The organism is Barnesiella sp. An22, from assembly GCF_002159975.1.
GTDB lineage: Bacteria > Bacteroidota > Bacteroidia > Bacteroidales > Barnesiellaceae > Barnesiella > Barnesiella merdigallinarum.
This window is the reverse complement of record NZ_NFJR01000001.1, coordinates 130,772-152,858: the sequence shown is the minus strand read 5'-3', so window position 1 is coordinate 152,858 and position 22,087 is coordinate 130,772. Positions and strand designations below refer to the sequence as shown.

The 22,087-nt window shown below is 53.1% G+C and carries 21 protein-coding genes; 19 read left to right on the top strand and 2 right to left on the bottom strand.

Annotated features, from left to right (window positions below; genetic code table 11):
* The first annotated feature begins 37 nt into the window (after positions 1-37).
* The 3 genes from pheS to B5F38_RS00675 all read left to right on the top strand — a co-directional run bounded on the left by pheS (position 38) and on the right by B5F38_RS00675 (position 2,721).
* Positions 38-1,057, top strand: a complete 1,020-nt coding sequence (gene pheS, locus B5F38_RS00685) for a phenylalanine--tRNA ligase subunit alpha (RefSeq protein WP_087407396.1) — start codon at positions 38-40, stop codon at positions 1,055-1,057.
* Positions 1,058-1,078: 21 nt separating this feature from the next.
* Complete coding sequence (nth, locus tag B5F38_RS00680) at positions 1,079-1,735, top strand: endonuclease III (protein WP_087407395.1); 657 nt, start codon at positions 1,079-1,081, stop codon at positions 1,733-1,735.
* Positions 1,736-1,869: 134 nt separating this feature from the next.
* Positions 1,870-2,721: a toll/interleukin-1 receptor domain-containing protein gene (locus B5F38_RS00675; RefSeq protein ID WP_143240877.1), complete on the top strand. Its 852-nt coding sequence runs from the start codon at positions 1,870-1,872 to the stop codon at positions 2,719-2,721.
* 92 nt (positions 2,722-2,813) lie between these two features.
* Here the strand turns inward: B5F38_RS00675 and B5F38_RS00670 are convergent, their stop codons facing one another.
* A complete protein-coding gene (locus tag B5F38_RS00670; RefSeq protein WP_087407393.1) occupies positions 2,814-3,794 on the bottom strand; it encodes a type I phosphomannose isomerase catalytic subunit in 981 nt (326 codons plus the stop codon).
* A gap of 7 nt (positions 3,795-3,801) precedes the next feature.
* On the bottom strand, positions 3,802-5,271 hold the full coding sequence (locus tag B5F38_RS00665; RefSeq protein WP_087407392.1) for a family 10 glycosylhydrolase: 1,470 nt from the start codon (positions 5,269-5,271) through the stop codon (positions 3,802-3,804).
* A 148-nt stretch (positions 5,272-5,419) separates the two neighbouring features.
* Here B5F38_RS00665 and B5F38_RS00660 point away from each other — a divergent pair, with 148 nt between their 5' ends.
* The 16 genes from B5F38_RS00660 (at position 5,420) to rsxA (ending at position 21,972) form a co-directional block, all read left to right on the top strand.
* The gene (locus tag B5F38_RS00660; protein ID WP_087407391.1) at positions 5,420-6,055 is read left to right on the top strand and encodes a trimeric intracellular cation channel family protein; all 636 of its coding nucleotides are present in this window, start codon (positions 5,420-5,422) and stop codon (positions 6,053-6,055) included.
* Positions 6,056-6,065: 10 nt separating this feature from the next.
* Positions 6,066-6,473, top strand: a complete 408-nt coding sequence (locus B5F38_RS00655) for a GtrA family protein (RefSeq protein ID WP_087407390.1) — start codon at positions 6,066-6,068, stop codon at positions 6,471-6,473.
* A gap of 12 nt (positions 6,474-6,485) precedes the next feature.
* Entirely contained in the window at positions 6,486-7,439 is a 954-nt protein-coding gene (locus tag B5F38_RS00650; protein ID WP_087407389.1) for a glycosyltransferase family 2 protein, read from the top strand.
* 12 nt (positions 7,440-7,451) lie between these two features.
* Positions 7,452-9,176, top strand: a complete 1,725-nt coding sequence (locus B5F38_RS00645; RefSeq protein ID WP_087407388.1) for a glycosyltransferase family 39 protein — start codon at positions 7,452-7,454, stop codon at positions 9,174-9,176.
* 73 nt (positions 9,177-9,249) lie between these two features.
* The gene (locus B5F38_RS00640) at positions 9,250-9,930 is read left to right on the top strand and encodes a response regulator transcription factor (RefSeq protein WP_087407387.1); all 681 of its coding nucleotides are present in this window, start codon (positions 9,250-9,252) and stop codon (positions 9,928-9,930) included.
* A gap of 9 nt (positions 9,931-9,939) precedes the next feature.
* Complete coding sequence (locus tag B5F38_RS00635; RefSeq protein ID WP_087407386.1) at positions 9,940-11,715, top strand: ATP-binding protein; 1,776 nt, start codon at positions 9,940-9,942, stop codon at positions 11,713-11,715.
* Between the two features lie 98 nt (positions 11,716-11,813).
* Entirely contained in the window at positions 11,814-13,472 is a 1,659-nt protein-coding gene (locus B5F38_RS00630; RefSeq protein WP_087407385.1) for an AMP-binding protein, read from the top strand.
* Positions 13,473-13,716: 244 nt separating this feature from the next.
* Positions 13,717-15,675, top strand: coding sequence for a putative porin (locus B5F38_RS00625; protein WP_087407384.1), 1,959 nt, complete (start codon positions 13,717-13,719; stop codon positions 15,673-15,675).
* 3 nt (positions 15,676-15,678) lie between these two features.
* Positions 15,679-16,488, top strand: coding sequence for a transporter substrate-binding domain-containing protein (locus tag B5F38_RS00620; protein ID WP_087407383.1), 810 nt, complete (start codon positions 15,679-15,681; stop codon positions 16,486-16,488).
* A gap of 101 nt (positions 16,489-16,589) precedes the next feature.
* On the top strand, positions 16,590-17,015 hold the full coding sequence (locus tag B5F38_RS00615) for a SoxR reducing system RseC family protein (RefSeq protein ID WP_087407382.1): 426 nt from the start codon (positions 16,590-16,592) through the stop codon (positions 17,013-17,015).
* Between the two features lie 3 nt (positions 17,016-17,018).
* Positions 17,019-17,864 carry an RnfABCDGE type electron transport complex subunit B gene (locus B5F38_RS00610; protein ID WP_087407381.1) on the top strand — a complete coding sequence of 282 codons (846 nt, stop codon included), beginning with the start codon at positions 17,019-17,021 and terminating at the stop codon, positions 17,862-17,864.
* On the top strand, positions 17,858-19,192 hold the full coding sequence (gene rsxC / locus B5F38_RS00605; RefSeq protein ID WP_087407380.1) for an electron transport complex subunit RsxC: 1,335 nt from the start codon (positions 17,858-17,860) through the stop codon (positions 19,190-19,192). The genes B5F38_RS00610 and rsxC overlap by 7 nt, the downstream gene beginning before the upstream one ends.
* Positions 19,193-19,207: 15 nt before the next feature.
* On the top strand, positions 19,208-20,200 hold the full coding sequence (locus tag B5F38_RS00600) for an RnfABCDGE type electron transport complex subunit D (protein ID WP_087407379.1): 993 nt from the start codon (positions 19,208-19,210) through the stop codon (positions 20,198-20,200).
* Between the two features lie 2 nt (positions 20,201-20,202).
* Complete coding sequence (locus B5F38_RS00595) at positions 20,203-20,811, top strand: RnfABCDGE type electron transport complex subunit G (protein ID WP_087407378.1); 609 nt, start codon at positions 20,203-20,205, stop codon at positions 20,809-20,811.
* The gene (locus B5F38_RS00590) at positions 20,804-21,388 is read left to right on the top strand and encodes an electron transport complex subunit E (RefSeq protein WP_087407377.1); all 585 of its coding nucleotides are present in this window, start codon (positions 20,804-20,806) and stop codon (positions 21,386-21,388) included. The genes B5F38_RS00595 and B5F38_RS00590 overlap by 8 nt, the downstream gene beginning before the upstream one ends.
* Before the next feature lie 2 nt (positions 21,389-21,390).
* Complete coding sequence (gene rsxA, locus B5F38_RS00585) at positions 21,391-21,972, top strand: electron transport complex subunit RsxA (protein WP_087407376.1); 582 nt, start codon at positions 21,391-21,393, stop codon at positions 21,970-21,972.
* The last annotated feature ends 115 nt before the right edge of the window (positions 21,973-22,087 follow it).

The window sequence follows — 22,087 nt, the reverse complement described above, 5'->3', positions numbered from 1 at the left end:
TATTAAATTTGCATTTTGAATCTAAGAAGTTACAGGTATGATTGAAAAAATCCAACGTATCAGAGAAGAAATCGAAGCATTAAAGGTCTCCAAATCAGAAGATTTAGAGGCTATTCGTATAAAATACCTCAGTAAAAAAGGTGAAATTTCCCAACTTTTCAACGACTTCAGAAGCGTGGCTGCCGACCAGAAGCGCGAGGTGGGCAAACAGCTGAACGAGTTGAAAGAGCGGGCTGTCGAAAAGCTCAACGAACTGAAAAGCGAGTTCGAAGAGACTCACAGCGACGAGCAGAATATCGACCTCACCCGTACGGCCTACCCCATCCCGATGGGAACGAGACACCCGCTTTCGCTGGTGAAGAACGAAATTTGCGACATCTTCGCCCGGTTGGGTTTCTCGATTGCCGAAGGTCCCGAAATCGAGGACGACTGGCACGTGTTCTCGGCCCTGAACTTTGCCGAAGACCACCCCGCCCGCGACATGCAGGACACCTTCTTCATCCAACGCTCGCCCGACATCCTGCTGCGTACCCACACCTCGTCGGTACAGACCCGCACGATGGAGCATGCGCAGCCCCCTATCCGCATCATCTGCCCGGGACGTGTGTATCGTAACGAGGCTATCTCGTATCGGGCCCACTGCTTCTTCCACCAGGTAGAGGCTCTCTACATCGACAAGAACGTATCGTTTGCCGACCTGAAACAGGCTCTGCTCTACTTTGCCAAAGAGATGTTCGGCAGCGAGACTCAGATACGGTTGCGTCCCTCCTACTTCCCCTTCACCGAGCCTTCGGCCGAGATGGACATCTCGTGCAACATCTGTGGCGGCAAAGGGTGTGCCTTCTGCAAGCACACCGGTTGGGTAGAGATTTTGGGCTGTGGTATGGTCGACCCCAACGTACTCGACGCCTGCGGCATCGACAGCAAGGTATACAGCGGTTATGCCTTGGGTATGGGTATCGAGCGAATCACCAACCTCAAATACAAAGTGAAAGACCTGCGCATGTTCTCGGAGAACGACGTACGGTTCCTCGAAGAGTTCAAGTCGGCTCACTAAACACGGACTGCCGGTAACGCCATGACAACCAAGGAACGATACGCAGGGGTAATCCGGTGGTTTCAGGAAAACCGCCCGGTAGCCGAGACCGAGTTGCACTACCACGACCCGTTCCAGTTGCTCGTGGCCGTAATCCTTTCGGCCCAATGCACCGACAAGCGGGTGAACATGGTCACCCCGGCCCTTTTCGAGGCTTACCCCACCCCACAGGCCATGGCCCTGGCTACCCCCGACGAGGTTTTCGCCTACATCAAGAGCGTGTCGTACCCCAACAACAAGTCGAAGCATCTGGTGGGCATGGCCCGCACGCTTGTCGAGGAGTTCAACGGCGTAGTCCCCTCGGAGGTCGACGAGCTGCAAAAGCTGCCCGGCGTAGGTCGCAAGACAGCCAACGTCGTAGCTTCGGTGGTTTTCCACAAAGAGGCCATGGCCGTCGACACCCACGTCTTCCGCGTATCGAACCGCATCGGGCTCACCAACAACTCCAAGACTCCGCTCGAGACCGAGAAGACCCTGGTCAAAAACATACCGGGCCACCTGCTGCCCATTGCCCACCACTGGCTCATCCTGCACGGCCGCTACGTCTGCACGGCCCGCAAGCCCAACTGCCTGGAGTGCGGCATACGCGAGTATTGCAAGTTCTACACCCGCGCCGGAAAGAAGAAAAGCGAAGAATAAAAGAGCTACAACAAAAGAGAACTGCTACACATAGATTCAATAAGATATAAAACGAACAATTCTTGTTGTCTGCTTCATTTGTGTAAAACAATTCATTATTTTTGTATTTGATAATAGCCTATAACAAAACACAAATGGCAATGAAATATGATGTCTTTATCAGCTATTCTTCACTCGACCAAAAGGTAGCAGAGGGTGTATGTGCCTATCTGGAACAACATCGCATAAGATGTTTTATCGCCTATCGCGATATTCCCAAAGGGGTAGTATGGGCTAAATACATTGTCGAAGCATTGGATGAAAGCCGCATGATGGTTGTCGTCTTCTCAGGGAATTTAAACTGTTCCGAGCAAGTAGATCGGGAAATCGAATTAGCTTCGGAAAGTCGTAAACCGATTCTTACATTCCGCATTTCAAATGAAAATTTCAAAGGAGCAAAAAAATATTATCTAAAAAACTTAAACTGGATCGATGCCTTTCCCCAACCAGAAAAATGTTTTGGAACTTTATGCGAAAATGTTAAACGATTGTTGGATAATAGACAAGAAACTATCGAAAAGAACAACGAAGTAATTATACACGATTACGCAAAAGAGTTTGATAAAAATCCAACCGAAGCCAAGGCTCAAGCTGATTTGGCTTGGCACTACTATGAAGGGAATGGGGTAAAAAAAGATTTTTCAATGGCTTTTTATTGGTGCCACAAAGCAGCCGAACAAGGATACCTACATGCACAGTGCAATTTGGGAACTTTCTATATGTCCGGAATCGGCGTAGAAAAAGACTTGTCAAAAGCTGTTTATTGGCTTCGCAAAGCAGCCGAACAAGGGTATGCTCTTTCTCAATACAATCTGGCCACTTTCTATCAATCGGGGAACGGCATAGGACAAGATTTAACACAGGCTATTTATTGGTACAAAAAAGCAGCTAAACAAGGATATGCCGATGCGCAAAAGGAATTGAGAAATTTAGGAGAGACTTGGTAGAATCCAATTAGTTCCACACAACGAAAAGGGTGTGACCATTTGTGCTATATCAAATGGTCACACCCTTTTCTGTTATACTCAAGTTCCACAGCTTATTTCTGAACCGGGATATAGCATTCAAGCAATTTGGCAGGCGACTCGGCCTCGATGGTCACACTCTCGAGCGAGGCGGGAACCAATGAGGTTTGGCCCTGATGCAGCGTGATGGTGTAACCGTTGTTGTCGGTCAGGCGCACTTTGCCGCCCATGCACATGTAGATGACGAACGAGTCGTGTGCGGCTACGGGACGTTTCACGCTCTGGTCTACCTCGATGAGATTGGTCTCGAAGAAGGGGCACTCGACCAGCGTAACGGCGTCGTTGTCGCGGGCCTCATACCGGGTGCGCAGGTTATCGTACATCTTGAAGTCGACAGCTGCAATCGACTGCTCTACGTGCAGCTCGCGCGGATTGCCCTGGGCATCGCGACGGTCGTAATCGTAGATGCGATAGGTGATGTCGGAGCTCTGTTGAATCTCGGCAATCAGGATACCCTTGCAGATGGCGTGGATACGGCCGGCCGGCAAGAAGAAGACATCGCCGCTCTTTACCTGGTGGAATTGCAACACGTCGGTGATGGTATTGTTTTTGATACGCTCTACATACTCCTCGGGAGTAATCTGCTGCGAAAAGCCCGAATAGAGACCGGCTCCCGGTTTGGCATCGATGACATACCACATCTCGGTTTTACCGAACGAATTGTGACGGGCCATGGCCACCTCGTCGTTGGGGTGTACCTGAATCGAAAGGTTGTCGTGGGCATCGATAAACTTGATGAGCAACGGGAATTTCTCGCCGTAGCGTTCGGCCACATGCTTGCCCAGCAGAGCGGCACCGTCGCGTTTAATAAGTTCGGTCAGGTTCTTGCCCTTGTCGGCACCTTCGCTTACAACCGATACGCGGTCGCCTACCTGGGATATCTCCCAGCTCTCACCCACCCCGGGATGAATCTCGGGCAACTGTTTGAATCGGCTAATCTCTTCTCCTCCCCAAATGATCGGACGGAGGATGTCTTCAAATTTCAAAGGATACATAGCTTCTTTATTTTTTATGTGAATACAGTTTTATCTCATACTTTCCCGGCTCGACCGTCGGGCAACGCCACACGGCCGGAGCGCTCTCGTTGCCATAGCGGTCGCGAGCCACTACGGCATAGCAACGATACGAGCCCGGCAACATCCACTCACTCGCCGTGCGGGGTAACACAACGGCTATCTGCTCGCCCGCCTCGACCTGCAACGAGTCGTCGGTGACGTAGACTACATAGGTGAATGCCCCATCGACCGGCTGCCACGACAACCGGGTACTCCCAGCCATCGTCTCGACCCGAAGGCCTTCGGGCACCGCAACCGTCTGCGCGGGAGCCCCTACCGGGCGAGGGGTCAAAGCCGGATAGCGGTAGAACCACGCCGTGAGCCACTGCTCCAACGCGGTGTGCCTGTGCAGATTGCCGTAACGGAAATAGGCTTGCCCTACCCCCACCTGCCGGGTCGTTTCAATCTGACGTTTTATCTCGTCGAGACTCCAGTTTCCATTCTCCCGGTCGAGCCGGTAGACGCCGATACCACTGGCCACGCTCCCGGCCGGACAGCTCTCGGCCCAATCGTGCAGAAACGGGAAATAGTTCTCTTCCTTGAAATACATCATCGGGGCGATAAAATCGTGCTTCCCCTCCTGCAACCACCGTTTAGGGTCTTGATGCACCGCCTCCCGACAGCTCCACCAGGCCGGGAATCCCGGTAACGAGGCGTAACGGCCCAGCGGCGAACTGCTCACCTTGACCCACGGCTTCAACTGCTTCACCTTGTCGTAGATGACCGAAACGGTAGCCGTGATATTGTCCTCGCGCCAGTTCATCAGCGAGGAGGCCCCCCGCCCCCATTTCCGATACGAATCGGCATCGGGAAACCGACGGGCATCGTCGGGGTAGCGCACATAGTCGAGGTGAATGCCATCGACATCGTATTTCGTCACAATCTCGTCGACCACCCCGACCAGATAGTCTCGCACCTCGGGATTTCCCGGGTCGAGATACCATTCGCCCGCAAGCTGCTTGCACCACGACCGGTGACGGGCTACAACCGACCGGCTGCCCTGCCGCTTCACCTGCCGGTTGGAACCGACCGGAAAGGTGACCAGCCACGCGTGGCACTCCATGGCCCGCTTGTGACACTCGTCGACAATCAGAGCCAACGGGTCGTAGCCGGGATTGCGACCGCCGCTCAACACGGCAGCCCACGGCTCGTACTGCGAGGGATAAAAAACCTCGCCACGGATACGTGCCTGGAAAAAGACAGTATTGATACCCAATGCCTGCAGACGGTCGAGTATCTCGACAAGCTCCTGTTGCTGCCGACGGGCATTGACCGGCGTGTGCATCGGGCGTGACGGCCAGTCCAGCCCCCAGTTTGTCGTGAGCCACACGGCTCGCATCTCGTATTTGGGAGACGAAGCCAGAAGTGTGAGACCAGCAAAGCAAACGGAGAAGAACAGTAGCAGCCGCTTTTTCATTCCAAACGATTTATGGAGACAAAGGTACACTTTTATTCTTATAAAAATTCTTCACAATACTTATTTCATGCGACAAAAACATAGAGCCGACAAAAAGCATTGAATCTCACAAAAAATAGTAACTTTGCATTCTTATAGGGAAAATGTTATGAATACGACCTTTGCCACCATACTGGAGATTGTAGGAACACTGGCCTTTGCCATCAGCGGCATCCGTCTGGCCGCTGCCAAGCGTTTCGACTGGTTCGGCGCCTATGCCGTAGGATTGGTTACCGCCATCGGCGGCGGTACCACCCGCGATGTACTGCTCAATGCCACCCCCTTCTGGATGATCAACGGCAGCTACCTCACTGTCACCGCCATAGCCCTCATATTCGTGATTATTTTCAAACAGTATCTGGTGAAACTCGAGAATACTTTCTTTATTTTCGATACCATCGGATTGGCCCTGTTTGTGGTGGTGGGCGTAGAGAAGACCCTCATGTTCGGCTTCCCCTTCTGGGTCGCCATCGTCATGGGTACGATTACCGGCTCGGTGGGCAGCATCATACGCGACATACTCATCAACGAAGAGCCGCTCCTGTTCCGCAAGGATATTTATGCCCTGGCCTGTGTGGCGGGTGGCATTATGTTCTATCTGGGGCAGAAGATGGGTTTCAACAGTATTACCAATCAGTCGATTTGCGGTATTTCGGTCGTAGCGGTCAGACTGCTGGCGGTAAAATTCCACTGGTCTCTGCCCGCCTTGAAAGACGAAAACGACAACCCGACTAAAAAAGAATAACCTTGCTCCCATGTTGGATTCTCTGAAGAAATACGATAAAAATACCCTGTGGCAGCTCATCCGGTTCGGCATCGTCGGGGTCATCAACACGCTCATTACCCTGATTGTCATCTATGTATTGCAAGAGTTGCTGCACATCAAATATACGATTGCCAATCTGGCTGGCTATATAGCCGGCGTCATCAACAGTTTCTTTTGGAGCAAACTGTGGGTATTTAAGAAATTAAATAGTAACTTTATGCGCGAAGCCGTGCTGTTTCTCGTCAGCTTTGGGATCTGTTACGGCATACAGTTCGTAGCGCTGCTTGTTCTGGTAGAGGTGTTGCACCTGGCCGACACCTGGGCCCAACTGGTGAGCATGGTGGTATACACGCTGTGCAACTTTACTCTGAACAAGTGTATTACGTTTAAAAAATAAGAGAGATAGGCCATGAAAGTATCTGTCATCATTCCCTGCTATAACGAAGAGGAGGTACTCCCTTTGTCGCACAGGCGCTTCTCCCAGGTCATGGGCAGTATACCCTACGACTATGAGCTTATTTTCATCAACGACGGCAGCAAGGACCGCACCGAGGAGCTGTTGATGGGCTTTGCCCAGAACGACCCGCACACCAAGGTGCTGTCGTTCTCGCGCAACTTCGGCCACCAGAATGCCGTAAGTGCCGGTCTGCACAACTGCACGGGCGATGTGGCCGTCATCATCGACGTCGACCTGCAAGACCCGCCCGAGGTAATACCCCAAATGATCGAGACCCACCTGCGGGAGGGCAGCAACGTAGTCTATGCCGTGCGCAACAAGCGCGAAGGCGAAACCTTTATGAAAAAGTTTACGGCCAAGCTCTACTACCGCATGCTCAATTCGCTGTCGGACTATACCTTTCCCGTCGATACAGGCGACTTCAGGCTCGTCGACCGCAAGGTGCTCGAGGCCTTCAAGCAATTCCCCGAGAAACACAAGTACCTGCGGGGGCTCTTCAGTTGGATGGGATTCAAACAGACCCCCTTCTATTACGACCGCAACGAACGAGCTGCCGGAAAGACCAAATACTCGGTGCGCAAGATGTTTGCCCTCGCCTCGGCCGGTATCTTCGGCTTCTCCAAGAAGCCCCTCAAACTGGCCATTTCGCTGGGTACGCTATCGATTTTCATCGCCCTGGCCTTTGCCATCTGGGTCTTCGTCATGTACCTGTCGGGCAAAGAGTCTATCGTGCCCGGGTGGTCTTCGACCATCATCACCATCGTATTTCTGGGCGGTGTACAGCTGTTTACGATAGGTATTCTCGGCGAATATATAGGCAATATCTTCGACGAGACCAAGAACCGCCCCGAATATATCATCGACAAAAAAATCAATTTCGACTCCTCCAACTCACAAACGCTTTAAGACTGCTCGATTATGAACATGCCTAAGATGAGTTCACGATTCTCATTGTTCTTGTTATTGCTGATTATCAGCTCGCTCACCATCGTGCCCTACCTGGGGTTGACCAACTTCCACACCAAGGGCGAACCCCGCGAAGCCATCGTGGCCGTGAGCATGCTGCAAAACGACAACTGGATATTGCCCGTCAACAACGGGAGCGACATAGCCTACAAGCCCCCCTTTTTCCACTGGTGCATTGCCGCACTCTCCCTGCCCACAGGCGAGGTGACCGAGTTTACCTCGCGGCTGCCGTCGGCTCTGGCCTTAATCGTCATGTCGGCCATGTGCTTCCTCTTCTTTGCCAAGCGCAGTCGCAACGACCTGGCCTTTCTGGCCTCGCTGCTACTGCTCTCGGGCTTCGAAGTACACCGGGCGGCCATGGCCTCGCGGGTAGACATGGTGCTCACCTGCTTTATCGTGCTGGCCCTGCTGCAACTCTACCGGTGGTGGGAACACCACTTGCGGGGTATCCCCGTTTGGGCCGTTCTCTTTATGAGCATCGCCACCCTCACCAAAGGCCCGGTGGGCATCATTCTGCCGTGCGCCGTCATCGGGGTATTCCTGTTGCTCCAAAAGGTATCGCTCTGGCGTACCATCTATAAAGTCCTGCCGCTGGCTCTGCTGGCCTGCATTCTGCCCCTGCTGTGGTACTTTGCCGCCTATCAGCAGGGAGGCGACACCTTCTTGCAACTGGTATTGGAAGAGAACTTCGGCCGATTCCTGGGCAAGATGTCGTACGAGTCGCACGAACAGCCCGTCATCTACTACTTCTACATCACCCTGGCCGGCTGGCTGCCGTGGTCGTTGCTGGTCATCATGTCGCTGTTTGTGCTGAAATACAAACGACCGCACGGTACGGTGAAAACATACTGGGAACGGTTCAAAGCGTACATCGCCCACATGGACCGCATGCGGCTCTTCAGCCTCCTGGCTATCGTCATCATCTTTGTATTCTACTGCATACCCAAGAGCAAACGGTCGGTATACATCCTGCCCATCTACCCCTTCATCGCCTACTTCCTGGCCGAGTACATGCTCTATCTGCTCAAACAGAAGCCCAAGGTGTGGCGGGTATTTTCGATATTCATCGCTTCGGTAGGAACCTTGCTGCTGATTATTCTGCTCCTTGTCAAGAGCGGAGTCGGCGACCACTATCGGGCAATATTGCCCGACGACCTTGGTTACTATATGACCGCCCTGGCCGAGTCGTGGAACATCGTGTCGATTATCTCGGGCATATTCATCGTCTTCCTCATTTACGACATCTACAAGAGTAAGCGCTACCTGACCTACAACAACCGGTATGTCTACTCGGTCGTGGCGCTCTTCTTCGGTATACAACTCATGCTCGACGCCTCTACGCTGCCGGTCATACTCAATGCCAAGTCGATGAAACCCTTTGCCGATAAAGTCATAGCCGAAGTACCCGAGGGGAAGATATACTCTTACGTATCGGTACCCATGCTTCACTTCTTCATCATCAACTTCTACACGCAAGACCGGGTAGTCGAGTTTGAAAAAGAGAACCCCGAAGCAGGCTACCTGCTCGTGGGCGAACGCGATTTCCAGTACATACAGGAGAAATATGGCCGGCAATACGACTTCTCTCCTGTCATGCGAAGCGATCGCAAAGGCAACGATGTGAAGGATTTTGTCCTGTTGCTCGATTTCCAGAAGCGCGATTCGGATGCAGATTGAAAATAGGGCTCGATTGTCACACCGTTGAAATATCTATTTCTCAATTTTGCAGCATCAAAAAAAACCGAGAACTATGACCAATTACAAGATTTTAGTTGTAGACGACGAAGAGGATTTGTGCGAAATTCTGAAATTCAACCTCGAAGTAGAAGGGTATGAAGTCGACACGGCCAACTCGGCCGAAGAGGCTCTGCAAATGAACCTGAGCGATTACAACCTGCTGCTGCTCGATGTGATGATGGGCGAAATGAACGGCTTCAAAATGGCCTCGCTGCTGCGTAAGAACGAAAAGCTCAAACACATTCCCATCATCTTCCTCACAGCCAAGGATACCGAAGACGACAAACTGATGGGCTTCAATATCGGAGCCGATGACTACATATCCAAACCCTTCTCCATCCGTGAGGTCATTGCCCGTGTCAAGGCCGTGCTTCGCCGCAGCTCCGAAAAGGAGACCCCCGAAATCCTGCAATTCGAAAATCTATATATCGACCCGACCAAAAAGCGGGCCTTCATCGACCAGAACGAGTTGCCGCTCACCAAAAAAGAGTTTGAGATCCTTTCGCTCCTGCTCTCCCACCCGGGTCAGGTCTTTTCGCGTGAAGAGATTCTTTCGAAAATCTGGACCGACGAGGTATATGTGCTCGATCGCACAATCGACGTAAACATCACCCGCCTGCGGAAAAAAATCGGAGAGTACGGGAAACACATCGTCACCCGGCTTGGATACGGATATTGTTTCGAAACTGCCTGATTTTGACCTATGACTATCGAAAAGCGTGCTCAGTTTATGACCTTCGACCGAAAACTGTTCTTTTCCATCGGGTCGCTGTTTGTCGTCTTTATTGCCATCATCCTGCTCTTCGAATACCAGCTCGAAAAGGAGAACCGGCAACAGTCGTTGAATGCCCTTTTGCAAGACTATAACGGACTCTTGTATGCCCAAATCAAAAACCAGGACATCGACCACATCTCTATCGACTCGATTATCCGCAACATGACCAGCCGCGACTTGAGGGTAACCGTCATCTCGGCCCAAAACGGCGATGTGATACTCGAGAGCCAGTCGGGAAAAGAGAGCGACACGGTTGCCGACAATCACCTGACCCGGCCCGAAATACAACAGGCCCTGAAGGGAAAAGAGGGCTATGCCATTCGATACTCGCAAACGCATAAGAAAAACTACTTCTATTCGGCCCGACGGTACGGCGACTGGGTGGTACGCTCGTCGATTCCCTTCGAGCGGGAGAGCCTCTCCATACTCAATCCCAACAAAGAGTTTATCTACTTCATGGTGGGCATATCGATTTTCGCAATCCTGTTGCTATACTATTTCTGCCGTAGCCTGGGCAAATCGATTGCCGCCCTTAGCCAACTGGCCCAACAAGCCGAACAAGAGAAGCCCATACACATCACCATCAAATCGGGCGTCGACGACATCGGCAATATTACCCAGAGTCTTACCCATATCTACGACAACCTGTTGCGTACCAAAGAGAAATTGTCGATCGAACAGGAAAAGCTGTTCAAACACCTGCAATTCTCCAAAGAGGGCCTGGCCTTCTTCTCCAAAGACAAACGGATAATCATGGCCAACAACCTCTTTATCCAGTATCTCAGCCTCATTACCGACAATACGGTGTCTCCGGCCGACTATCTGTTCAAAGAGGAAAATCTGAAAAAAATCAACGATTTCATATCGCAGAAACTCTACGAGCCCAATGTGCGCGAAGAGTTCATCTCCGAGTCGATGACCCTCGACAAAGGGAGCCGCACCTTCCTTGTCGAGTGCATCATCTTCCAGGACCACACCTTCGAAATCGCCATCAACGACATCACCCAACAGGAGCAGGAGAGCCGGTTGAAACGGCAATTGACCCAGAATATCGCCCACGAGCTGAAGACCCCGGTGAGCAGCATCAGGGGATATATGGAGACCATCCTCTCTACCCAGATGGACGAAGCGCGCAAAAAGATGTTCATGGAGCGTTGCTATGCCCAATCGAAACGGCTCACCGACCTGTTGCGCGACATCTCTATGCTCAACCGCCTCGACGAGTCGAAAGACCTCTACGACACCGACAACACCGACTTGCAGAAGATTATCACCGAGGTCATCAACGAATCGCAAGCCGCACTTACCGAGCGTAATATGACCGTAGAGATGCGAAACCTCCACGACAAGATGACGTTGAACGGCAACTACTCGCTGCTCTACTCGATATTCCGAAATCTCACCGACAACGCCATCGCGTACGCCGGACAAGGTACCCGAATCACCATCGACTGCTATCTCGAAGACGACAAGTATTACTACTTCTCCTTCTCCGACAACGGCGTGGGGGTACCCGAAGAGCATCTGAACCGCCTCTTCGAGCGTTTCTATCGGGTAGACAAAGGACGCTCCCGCAAACTCGGCGGCACCGGTCTGGGACTGGCCATCGTCAAAAACGCTGTTCTCTTCCACAAAGGTGAAATATGGGTTAAAAACGAACCCTCGGGTGGCCTGAATATCCTTTTTTCTCTGAGAAAAAACTAAATAAACTTTCAACTGCCCCCGAAATGGGGTGGCGAAATTAGGATTTCTCGCGGAATCTTGTAACTTTGTAAAATCATGACCCGTAAAATTTTGATTTTATGAATTACGAGAGCTTTAATAAATACATCGAACGAGCCATTAAAGAGAACTGGGAACGTATCGCTTTGAGCGACTTCGACGGTGTCTCTTACCACTACAAAGACATTGCCCGCAAAATTGCCAAAATACACCTGCTGCTCGAGAGCGCGGGCATCGAACACGGCGACAAGGTGGCCATCTGCGGCAAGAATTCGGCACACTGGGCCGTGGCCTTCTTTGCCACCATCACCTACGGGGCCGTGCCCGTCCCTATCCTGCACGAGTTCAAGGCCGACAACATCCACCACATCGTCAACCACTCCGAAGCCAAACTGCTCTTTGTGGGCGACGGGGTATGGGAAAACCTGAACGAGAACCTGATGAAGGATTTGCGGGGCATTCTCCTGCTCAACGACTTCTCTCTGCTCAAGTCGAACAGCGAGCGGCTCATCGATACCCGCAACCGGCTGAACGAATACTTCGGCCGTAAATACCCCTCGCGCTTTACCCCCGAAGCGGTGAGTTACTACGAGGATTCGCCCGAAGAGATGGCCGTCATCAACTACACCTCAGGCTCTACCGGATTCTCCAAAGGAGTCATGCTCCCCTACCGCAGCCTGTGGTCCAATGTCGAGTTCTGCCTCGAGCACCTGCCCTTCCTCACGGCCGGCGACGGCATCGTGTGCATGCTGCCCATGGCCCACATGTATGGCATGGTCATCGAGATGATACACCCCTTTACCAAGGGGTGCCATCTGCACTTCCTCACCCGGGTGCCCTCGCCCAAGATCATTATGGATGCCTTTGCCACCGTAAAGCCCAAACTGATTATTGCCGTCCCGCTCATTATCGAGAAGATTATCAAAACCAAGGTATTCCCCTTGCTCGAAAAGCCCTTGATGAAGGTGATGCTGAAGGTGCCCTTCCTCGACAGCCAGCTGCTGGCCAAAATCAACGACCGTCTCTACGAAACCTTTGGCGGCAATCTGGTGCAGATGATTATCGGCGGGGCCGCCCTCAACCGAGAGGTCGAGCTCTTTTTGCGTCGTATCGGCTTCCCCTTCACCGTAGGCTATGGCATGACCGAGTGCGGCCCGCTCATCTCGTATGCGCCCTGGGACGAGACCCGCATAGGCTCCTGCGGACGAATTGTCGACCGCATGGAGGGTCGCGTCGACTCACCCGACCCCGAGCACACCGTGGGCGAACTGCAGGTAAAGGGAGCCAACACCATGCTCGGCTATTACAAAAACGAAGAGGCCACCCAAGCCATATTCACTCCCGATGGTTGGATGAAAACCGGCGACCTATGCACCATCGATGCCGATGGATTCGTCTACTTGAGAGGACGCAACAAGAATATGATTCTGGGCCCCTCGGGACAAAACATCTACCCCGAAGAGATTGAAGACCGCCTGAACAACATGCCCTATGTGTGCGAGTCGCTCATCGTCGAGCAGGAGGGAAAACTGGTGGCTCTCGTCTACCCCGACATCGAGAATGCCCAACGCTCCAACCTGACGGGACATGCCCTCGAAGCACAGATGGAGGAGGACATCGCCTCACTCAACAAGGAGCTGCCCGCTTACAGCCAGATAAGCCGGTTGAAAATCTATTACGAGGAGTTTGAGAAGACTCCCAAACGCAGCATCAAGCGCTACCTCTACCAGAGCAACTAACAGACCGATATAGATAAACTATCTCTGAAAGCCGGCAGGCCGAACGTAAGCAAACGACCGCTTGGAACTGTCGGTTTTCAGAGTTTTGCAAGAGAGCATCGTCCCGTATCGACGACGACTTCAATTTGGAATGCTTGATATTTATCCACTTTCATCAAGAGAAATTACGGGCAGACTCGGCGCTATTTAAAAACTCTGTTTTTCATTTGCCTTTGCGCTCTCCTTTTCCTAACTTTGCAACCCCATGAGAAAGGTCGGCCTATTCATATTACTCGTGTTTTTCTGCGTACTCGCATCGGAGGGCAAGAAAAAACAGAACATACCTGCACCTTATGCCTGGAGCATCACCCAACCGTTAGGGTTGCGTTACGATGTTCCCATGGATACGCTCATGCACAATTTTTACAGCACCGACATCCCCTCGAGCTACTCGACCGCCTACGGTACGACGGGCAATCTGGGAGGTGCCGCCTTCTCCAAGATATTTTTCGACCGAGGCATTCCCTCGGAGTTTTTCTTCAAGGACCCCTTCAGCCACTGGATACAAACGGCATCGACCTGGAAATTCTACAACACGCATATCCCCTTCACCCAGCTCTCCTACCTCACCGGCGGTTCGAAGCAGACAGCTCAAGACGACTTGAAGGCCGTATTTTCGGGAAACATAAACCCTCGGTTGGCTCTGGGCGGTAGCGTGAACTACATCCTGTCGCGAGGTAATTACCAGCATCAGGCTACCAAAGATTTGGCATACAGCATCTTCGGCAGTTATCTGGGCGACCGGTACGACATCCAGTTCTTCCTCAATACCTACAACTTTGTCAATCAAGAGAATGGCGGTATTACCGACGATACCTACATACTCAATCCCGAAGAGGTGCAGGGCGGACAAGCGAGCGTCGATACCCGTACCATCCCTACCAACCTGAGCGATGCCTACAACCGCATACGAGGCAAAGAATACTATGCCACCCAACGCTACAAATTCGGATTTTACCAGGAAGAGCAGCAAGACACCACAGTCATACGCACCTTTGTCCCGGTAACCAGCATTATCCATACTATCGAATATAACGAAAACAAGCACCGGTTTGTCAACCAGTCGGCCACCGAAGATACCACGTTCTTTGCCAATACCTACATGGGACTGGGGGGTACCAACGAAGAGACCACCTACCAGTCGCTGCGAAACACGGTGGGCATATCGTTGCTCGAGGGCTTCAACAAATACGCCAAGATGGGGCTGGCCGCTTACCTTACCTATGAATACCGTCACTACTCCATGCCGCGCGATACCCTCTCGGCAGGAACCGTCATCGAAGGCCTCACGCCGCGACCCGACTTCTCCATACCACGCAACCACAGCGAGAACCTGTTGTGGGTAGGCGGAGAACTGTCGAAACAAAAGGGCGAACTGCTCACCTACAACGTAAACGGCAAATTCGGTCTGGCGGGGTCTGTCATCGGTGACATCGATGTGACGGCCGACGTACGCAGCCGATTCCGCCTGTGGAAAGACACCGTGCAGCTCCAAGCCTACGGATTCTTCAAGAACATAGAACCCTCCTATTTTTATAAACGATATGCTTCGAACCACTTCATGTGGAACAACAGTTTCGGGAAGACCCGGCGCATGCGCGTGGGCGGCGAACTCAGCGTGAAGCGATGGGGTACCAAGCTGAACGTAGGGGTCGAGAACATACAGAACTACATCTACTTCGACAACAATTGCCTGCCCCAACAAGAGGGCTCCATCATACAGGTGTTTCAGGCCCGTCTCGACCAGAACTTCCGGCTCGGTATTCTCAACTGGGAAAACGAGGTAGTCTATCAAAAGACCAGCAAACCCTCGATTATCCCCTTGCCCGAGTTGAGTGTATACAGCAACCTCTATCTGCTCTTCCGCATTGCCAAGGTATTGCACGTGCAACTGGGCGTCGACTGCCGCTACTACACCAAGTACAAAAGCGAGACCTTCCAGCCGGCCACACTCACCTTCCACACCCAAGACCAAATCGAGGTGGGGAACTATCCCTTTATGAATGCCTACATCAACATGAAGCTGAAGCAGACCCGCTTCTTCGTGATGATGTCGCACGTAAACCAAGGTCTGTTTGGCGGGAACAACTACTTCTCGCTGCCACATTATCCGTTAAACCCGAGAATGTTCCAAATGGGACTCTCCATCGATTTTTCCAATTAGCCTATGAAACTCAAGCATCACCTGTATATATACATTGCCCTGCTGGTGATTGTGGTAGGAGTCATGGCATGGCTGCGGACAAAAAGTTCGGAAGTTCATCCCCGCAGTTTCGAGGAGATTCGCACCGACGGTGTGCTGCGCATCGTAACCGACTATACCCCCCTCTCCTATTATCTGCAAGGCGACAGCCTCTCGGGCTTCGACTATGAACTGGCCCGTATGATAGGCGAGCGGAGTGGACTCTCGATAGAGATTACTCCCGAAGTAAACCTGAGCAAAAGTATCGAAGGACTGGAGTCGGGGCAATACGACATCATCGCCCGGCAGCTGCCCGTCACCTCGGAGATTAAGGAAGAACTCGCCTTCACCGTTCCCCTCCAGCTCAACAAGCAGGTACTTGTACAGCGGAAGCCTGCCGAGGAGGGCAAGAAGCTTATTCGCAACCAGCTCGACCTGGCCGGCAAAACCCTCTACATCGTGAGCGATGCCCCCACCCGACTGCGCATCAACAACCTGGCCCGCGAGATAGGCGACACCATCTACATCCAGGAAGAGAAGACCTACGGAGCCGAACAGCTCATCATGATGGTGGCTACCGGCGAAATCGAATTTGCCGTGTGCGACAAGGCAATCGCCCAGCAAATGAGCAAAGACTATCCCCAACTCGACTGTAATACCGACATCAGTTTCACCCAGTTTCAATCGTGGGCACTCCGGAAAAACGACTCGACATTACTCGACAGTCTGAATAAATGGATTACCGATATTCAGCAAGAGGATAGATATAAAAAACTGTACGACTCCTATTTCTGACGAAATACCGTAGCCGCAAGAAAAAGAGGCCGCTGCCCTGCCCGCTTGACCGCCGGACAGAGACCCCGTGAAAAACAAAGAAAGAGGATTGGATAGCGAACATGAAAGAGCCTGACATAGAACACGAAGGTATTGTGACGGGAGTGACCGATTCGCACATACTGGTGCGCATCCTGCAACAGTCGGCCTGTGCCGGTTGCCATGCCGCCGGCGTGTGCTCGACAGCCGACCAGAAAGAGAAAATCATCGAGGTAAAACGCGACCGTACCCCGGTACAGATTGGCGACAAGGTGGTGGTAACCCTCGCCGCCAAGGCTGGACACAAGGCCCTGTGGCTCACGGCCGTACTGCCGCTTCTGCTCATCATCCTCTCATTGGTAGCTACGACTCTGGCTCACGCGAGCGAACTCGTCACCGGGCTCTGTGCGCTGGCTGTACCGGCAGTCTACTACACAATACTCTATGGCTATCGCGACCGGCTGAAAAAACAGTTTACATTCTTTTTGAAAAAAACATTTGTCTCATAACTTATGGTAACATCGATCATCATATTAAGTATTATCGGATTGGTCAGTGCGACCCTGCTTTATGTCATCTCCCGCAAATTCCACGTCGAGGAAGACCCGCGTATCGACGAAATCGAGGCGGTGCTCCCGGGAGCCAACTGCGGCGGCTGCGGCTTTGCCGGCTGTCGCAACTTTGCGGAACAATGTGCCAAAGCAACCTCGCTCGACAATCTGCTGTGTCCCGTGGGAGGCAATGCAGTCATGCAAAAGATTGCCCCCATCGTGGGAATGGAAGCCGTGGAACAGGCACCTCGCATTGCGGTAGTGCGCTGCAACGGCTCGTGTGAAAACCGGCCCCGAACCAGCCACTACGAGGGAGCCCACAGCTGTGCGGTAGAAGCCGCCCTCTACTCGGGCGAAAGCAACTGCAACTACGGCTGTCTGGGCGAAGGCGACTGTGCCGCCGCTTGCGACTTCGGGGGCATCACCATGGACCCCGTCACCCGGCTGCCCATCGTCGACCCCAATATCTGTATTGCCTGCGGGTCGTGCGTGAAAGCCTGCCCCCGCAACATCATCGAGTTGCGCAAGCGGCAGGAGCCTCGCGTCTACGTAGCCTGCAACAACCGCGACAAGGGCATCATCGCCCGCAAAGTCTGCTCGGTAGCCTGCATCGGCTGCGGCAAATGCGCCAAGAGCTGCCCCAACGGAGCCATCGCCATTACCGACAACCTGGCCTACATCGACGACACGCTTTGCCTCTCGTGCCAGGCCTGCGTCGAAGGGTGCCCCACCCACGCCATACATGTGGTTTGTGAAACTGAAAAAGAGAAAGTATCAACCAACGAAAAGGAATCTGCTATATGTTAAAGACATTTCGCATAGGAGGCATACATCCGAATGAACACAAACTGACGGCCCACTGCCCCGTGACACCGGTAGCCGTACCCCGGCAAGTTGCCATCATGCTCAACCAGCACATAGGCGCACCGGCCAACTGCATCGTGAAGAAGGGCGACACCGTAAAGGTGGGTACACTCATTGCCGAAGCCGGCGGATTCGTTTCGGCCAATATTCACTCGCCCGTATCGGGCACGGTCTCCAAGGTAGACAAGGCGGCCAATGCCTTTGGCCAATATGGCACCACCATCATCATCGACACCGAGGGCGACGAGTGGGAGGAGAGCATCGACCGCTCGCCCGAACTGAAGGAGGAGATTACCCTCACCTCGCAAGAGATTATCAAAAAGATAGCCGAGGCCGGCATCGTGGGTCTGGGAGGTGCCACCTTCCCCACCCACGTCAAGCTGATGCCGCCCAAGGAGTTCAAGCCCACAGTGCTTATCGTCAACGCCACCGAGTGCGAACCCTACCTGACCGACGACCACGCCCTCATGCTCGAGTCGCCCGACCAGATTCTCGTCGGCTGCCGCATTCTGATGAAGGCCATCAACGTGGAGCAGGCCTATATTGGCATCGAAAACAACAAGCCCGATGCCATTGCCCTGCTGCAGCAACACGCCACCCGCTATCCCGGCATCACCATCGTACCGCTGCGTACCCGCTATCCGCAAGGGGGCGAAAAACAGCTCATCGACGCTATCCTGCACAAGCAGGTGGCCAACGGTGCCCTGCCCGTGTCGACCGGTGCCATCGTGCAGAACGTGGGTACGGCCTTCGCCGTCTACGAGGCGGTGCAGAAGAACAAACCGCTCGTCGACCGCGTGGTCACCGTCACGGGCGACCACATAGCCAAGCCGGGCAATTACCGGATAAGGCTGGGCATGTCGATGCACGAACTGATTGACATGGCCGGCGGCCTGCCCGACGACTGTGCCAAAGTGATACTGGGCGGCCCCATGATGGGCAAAGCGGTGTCGAACATCGACTCGCCCATATCCAAAGGCTGTTCGGGCATTGTGATACTGGACGAGAAGCATGCACACCGCGGAACCATAGAGCCCTGCATACGGTGTGGCAAATGCGTATCGGCCTGCCCCATGGGACTCGAACCCTTCCTGCTGGCCAAGCTGTCGCAGAACCATCTGTTCGACCGGGCCGAGCGGGAGCTCATCACCTCGTGCCTCGAGTGTGGTTGCTGCTCATACAGCTGCCCGTCGAACCGCCCGATTCTCGACTATATACGAGTCGGCAAAAATGCCGTAAACCGAATTATACGATCCAGAAAACAATCCTAATCTACGCTTTTCGAAATGGAACTAACCGTATCACCTGCTCCTCACATACACGGTCGCCTGTCGGCCTCGCAGTGTATGTACAGCGTCATCATTGCCCTGTTGCCGGCATTCGCTGTATCGCTCTATTTCTTTGGAGTCGGAGCCTTAATCGTCACCCTCACGTCGATACTTTCGTGTGTCGTCGTCGAATACCTCATACAAAAATTTCTGCTGAAAGTGAAACCCACCATCGGCGACGGCTCGGCCATTCTCACCGGGTTGCTGCTGGGTTTCAACCTGCCCTCCAACCTGCCGGTCTGGATTGTCATCATCGGCTCGATTGCGGCGATAGGCATCACCAAGATGGCTTTCGGCGGACTGGGCAACAACCTCTTCAACCCCGCGCTGGTCGGTCGGGTATTCCTGCTTATCTCCTTCCCCACCTACATGACACAATGGCCTGTGCCGAGTGCTTCGCGCTGGAGCTATACCGACGCCGAGACCGGTGCCACGCTGCTCTCTAAACTGAAAGAGGAAGGGAGCCAATGGGTAAGCCAGGTCAATATCTCGGACCTGTGGATAGGCAACCAGGGCGGAAGCCTGGGCGAAGTGGGCGCCATCGCCCTGCTCATCGGGTTTGCCTTTTTGCTCTACCGCCGCATCATCAGCTGGCACATCCCCGTGTCGATACTGGCCACGGTATTCGTGTTCAGCTTTGCCTTGGGTCTGGGCGAAGAGTTGAGCGCACAAGCCTCGGGTGCCTGGCAACATGCCTTCGACTTTGCCCTCATCCAACTGCTTTCGGGCGGACTTCTGCTGGGTGCCATCTACATGGCTACCGACTATGTGACCTCGCCCATGACCTCGCGGGGCATGATCATCTACGGCATCGGCATCGGCATCCTCACCGTCGTTATCCGCCAGTGGGGCGGCTACCCCGAGGGGGTGTCGTTCGCTATCCTCATTATGAACGCGTTTACTCCGCTCATCAACAACTATGTGAAACCTAAACGATTCGGGAGGGCATAACCATGAAGAAGAAAGAATCTACATTGTGGAACATGCTTTGGTCGCTCACTCTCATTACGGCCATTGCCGGTGGTCTGCTGGGCTACACCTACCAACTCACCGAAGAACCGATAGCCCGGGCCTCCAAAGCCAGTCGGGAGAAAGCCATACAACAGGTGATACCGACCTATGACAACTCGCCGCTGGACGAGCAGATGACCTACACCGTACATAACGAATACGGCGAAACCACCGCCACCATATATCCCGCCAAACTGGGCGGCAAGCTCGCAGGGGCTGCCGTCGAGTGCAGCAACAACACCGGCTACGGCGGCGAGATTCGCATTATCGTAGGGTTCGAAGCCGACGGTACCATCAAAGACTATCAGGTGTTGAAACATCAGGAGACCCCCGGCCTGGGAGCCAAGATGGGCGACTGGTTCCGCACCGACAAAAACAACCAGAGCATCATCGGGAAATCGCCCGAAGAGTGCAATTTTCACGTAACGAAAGACTCGGGCGACATCGACGCCATCACCGCCGCCACCATCACCTCGCGGGCGTTCCTGGCTGCCGTGCGTACGGCATACGCTGCCTACACCGAATCGCTGAAAGGAGGCAACCATGAATAAGACGAAAATCCTTTTGAACGGGCTCATCAAAGAGAACCCCACCTTTGTACTGCTGCTGGGCATGTGCCCCACGCTGGGAACCACCACCTCGGCCATGGGCGGCCTGGGCATGGGACTCTCTACCCTGTTTGTGCTCATCTGCTCCAACGTCGTCATCTCGATGGTCAAGAGCATTATTCCCGACAAGGTGCGCATCCCCGCCTTCATCGTCATCATCGCCACATTCGTGACCATTCTGCAACTCTGCATGCAGGCCTACCTGCCCGAGCTCTATGCCACGCTGGGACTCTTCATCCCGCTCATCGTGGTCAACTGCATCCTGCTGGGTCGTGCCGAGGCATTTGCCGCCAAGCATACACCGGGCGAATCGTTCTTCGACGGACTGGGCATCGGGCTGGGATTTACCGTAGCCCTTACCCTGCTGGGTTGTGTGCGCGAATTTTTGGGCACGGGTCACATCTTCGGGCGGCCCATCTATCCCGAGGAGTATGGCTCGCTCATCTTCATTTTGGCCCCCGGTGCCTTCATTGTTCTGGGATTCTTAATTGCCATTATCCACTCCATTAAAACCCGATAATCATGCTCACCTATATATCTATATTTATTACTGCGATATTCGTCAACAATATCGTGCTCTCGCAGTTCCTGGGTATCTGCCCCTTCCTGGGCGTATCCAAACGCATCGACTCGGCGCTGGGTATGGGTGCGGCCGTCACCTTCGTCATGACGCTGTCGACCATCGTCACCTACCTGCTGCAAACCTATCTGCTCATGCCGCTGGGGCTCGACTACATGCAGACCATCGTCTTCATCCTGGTCATTGCCGCTCTGGTGCAACTGCTCGAAATCATCATCAAGAAAATTGCCCCTGCACTCTACCAGGCACTGGGCGTATTCCTGCCGCTTATCACAACCAACTGTACCATATTGGGTGTGGCCCTGATTGTGATTCAAAAAAACATGACCCTGCTCGAGTCTACCGTCTATGCCATATCGACGGCGCTGGGCTTCACGCTGGCCCTCGTGCTCTTTGCCGGCATGCGCGAACAGATGAGTCTTTCGAGCATCCCCAAGGCCATGCAGGGTACTCCCATCGCACTCGTAGCCGCCGGACTGTTGGCCATGGCTTTCATGGGATTTTCGGGCATAAAAATAGGCTAACTTTCAAATCGTAAGTCATATAACAATCTATTCTATGTTATAAAACATATTTCAAAGAAATTATAACGATTTATTATATTTTAGTTGATTTTCGTATCAATCCATTAGTTTGAAA

Bases quoted from the DNA above. Each gene is read 5' to 3' on its own strand.
- pheS (WP_087407396.1), top strand. From the start codon at position 38: ATGATTGAAAAAATCCAACGTATCAGAGAAGAAATCGAAGCATTAAAG.
- nth (WP_087407395.1), top strand. From the start codon at position 1,079: ATGACAACCAAGGAACGATACGCAGGGGTAATCCGGTGGTTTCAGGAA.
- B5F38_RS00675 (WP_143240877.1), top strand. From the start codon at position 1,870: ATGGCAATGAAATATGATGTCTTTATCAGCTATTCTTCACTCGACCAA.
- B5F38_RS00670 (WP_087407393.1), bottom strand. From the start codon at position 3,794: ATGTATCCTTTGAAATTTGAAGACATCCTCCGTCCGATCATTTGGGGA.
- B5F38_RS00665 (WP_087407392.1), bottom strand. From the start codon at position 5,271: ATGAAAAAGCGGCTGCTACTGTTCTTCTCCGTTTGCTTTGCTGGTCTC.
- B5F38_RS00660 (WP_087407391.1), top strand. From the start codon at position 5,420: ATGAATACGACCTTTGCCACCATACTGGAGATTGTAGGAACACTGGCC.
- B5F38_RS00655 (WP_087407390.1), top strand. From the start codon at position 6,066: ATGTTGGATTCTCTGAAGAAATACGATAAAAATACCCTGTGGCAGCTC.
- B5F38_RS00650 (WP_087407389.1), top strand. From the start codon at position 6,486: ATGAAAGTATCTGTCATCATTCCCTGCTATAACGAAGAGGAGGTACTC.
- B5F38_RS00645 (WP_087407388.1), top strand. From the start codon at position 7,452: ATGAACATGCCTAAGATGAGTTCACGATTCTCATTGTTCTTGTTATTG.
- B5F38_RS00640 (WP_087407387.1), top strand. From the start codon at position 9,250: ATGACCAATTACAAGATTTTAGTTGTAGACGACGAAGAGGATTTGTGC.
- B5F38_RS00635 (WP_087407386.1), top strand. From the start codon at position 9,940: ATGACTATCGAAAAGCGTGCTCAGTTTATGACCTTCGACCGAAAACTG.
- B5F38_RS00630 (WP_087407385.1), top strand. From the start codon at position 11,814: ATGAATTACGAGAGCTTTAATAAATACATCGAACGAGCCATTAAAGAG.
- B5F38_RS00625 (WP_087407384.1), top strand. From the start codon at position 13,717: ATGAGAAAGGTCGGCCTATTCATATTACTCGTGTTTTTCTGCGTACTC.
- B5F38_RS00620 (WP_087407383.1), top strand. From the start codon at position 15,679: ATGAAACTCAAGCATCACCTGTATATATACATTGCCCTGCTGGTGATT.
- B5F38_RS00615 (WP_087407382.1), top strand. From the start codon at position 16,590: ATGAAAGAGCCTGACATAGAACACGAAGGTATTGTGACGGGAGTGACC.
- B5F38_RS00610 (WP_087407381.1), top strand. From the start codon at position 17,019: ATGGTAACATCGATCATCATATTAAGTATTATCGGATTGGTCAGTGCG.
- rsxC (WP_087407380.1), top strand. From the start codon at position 17,858: ATGTTAAAGACATTTCGCATAGGAGGCATACATCCGAATGAACACAAA.
- B5F38_RS00600 (WP_087407379.1), top strand. From the start codon at position 19,208: ATGGAACTAACCGTATCACCTGCTCCTCACATACACGGTCGCCTGTCG.
- B5F38_RS00595 (WP_087407378.1), top strand. From the start codon at position 20,203: ATGAAGAAGAAAGAATCTACATTGTGGAACATGCTTTGGTCGCTCACT.
- B5F38_RS00590 (WP_087407377.1), top strand. From the start codon at position 20,804: ATGAATAAGACGAAAATCCTTTTGAACGGGCTCATCAAAGAGAACCCC.
- rsxA (WP_087407376.1), top strand. From the start codon at position 21,391: ATGCTCACCTATATATCTATATTTATTACTGCGATATTCGTCAACAAT.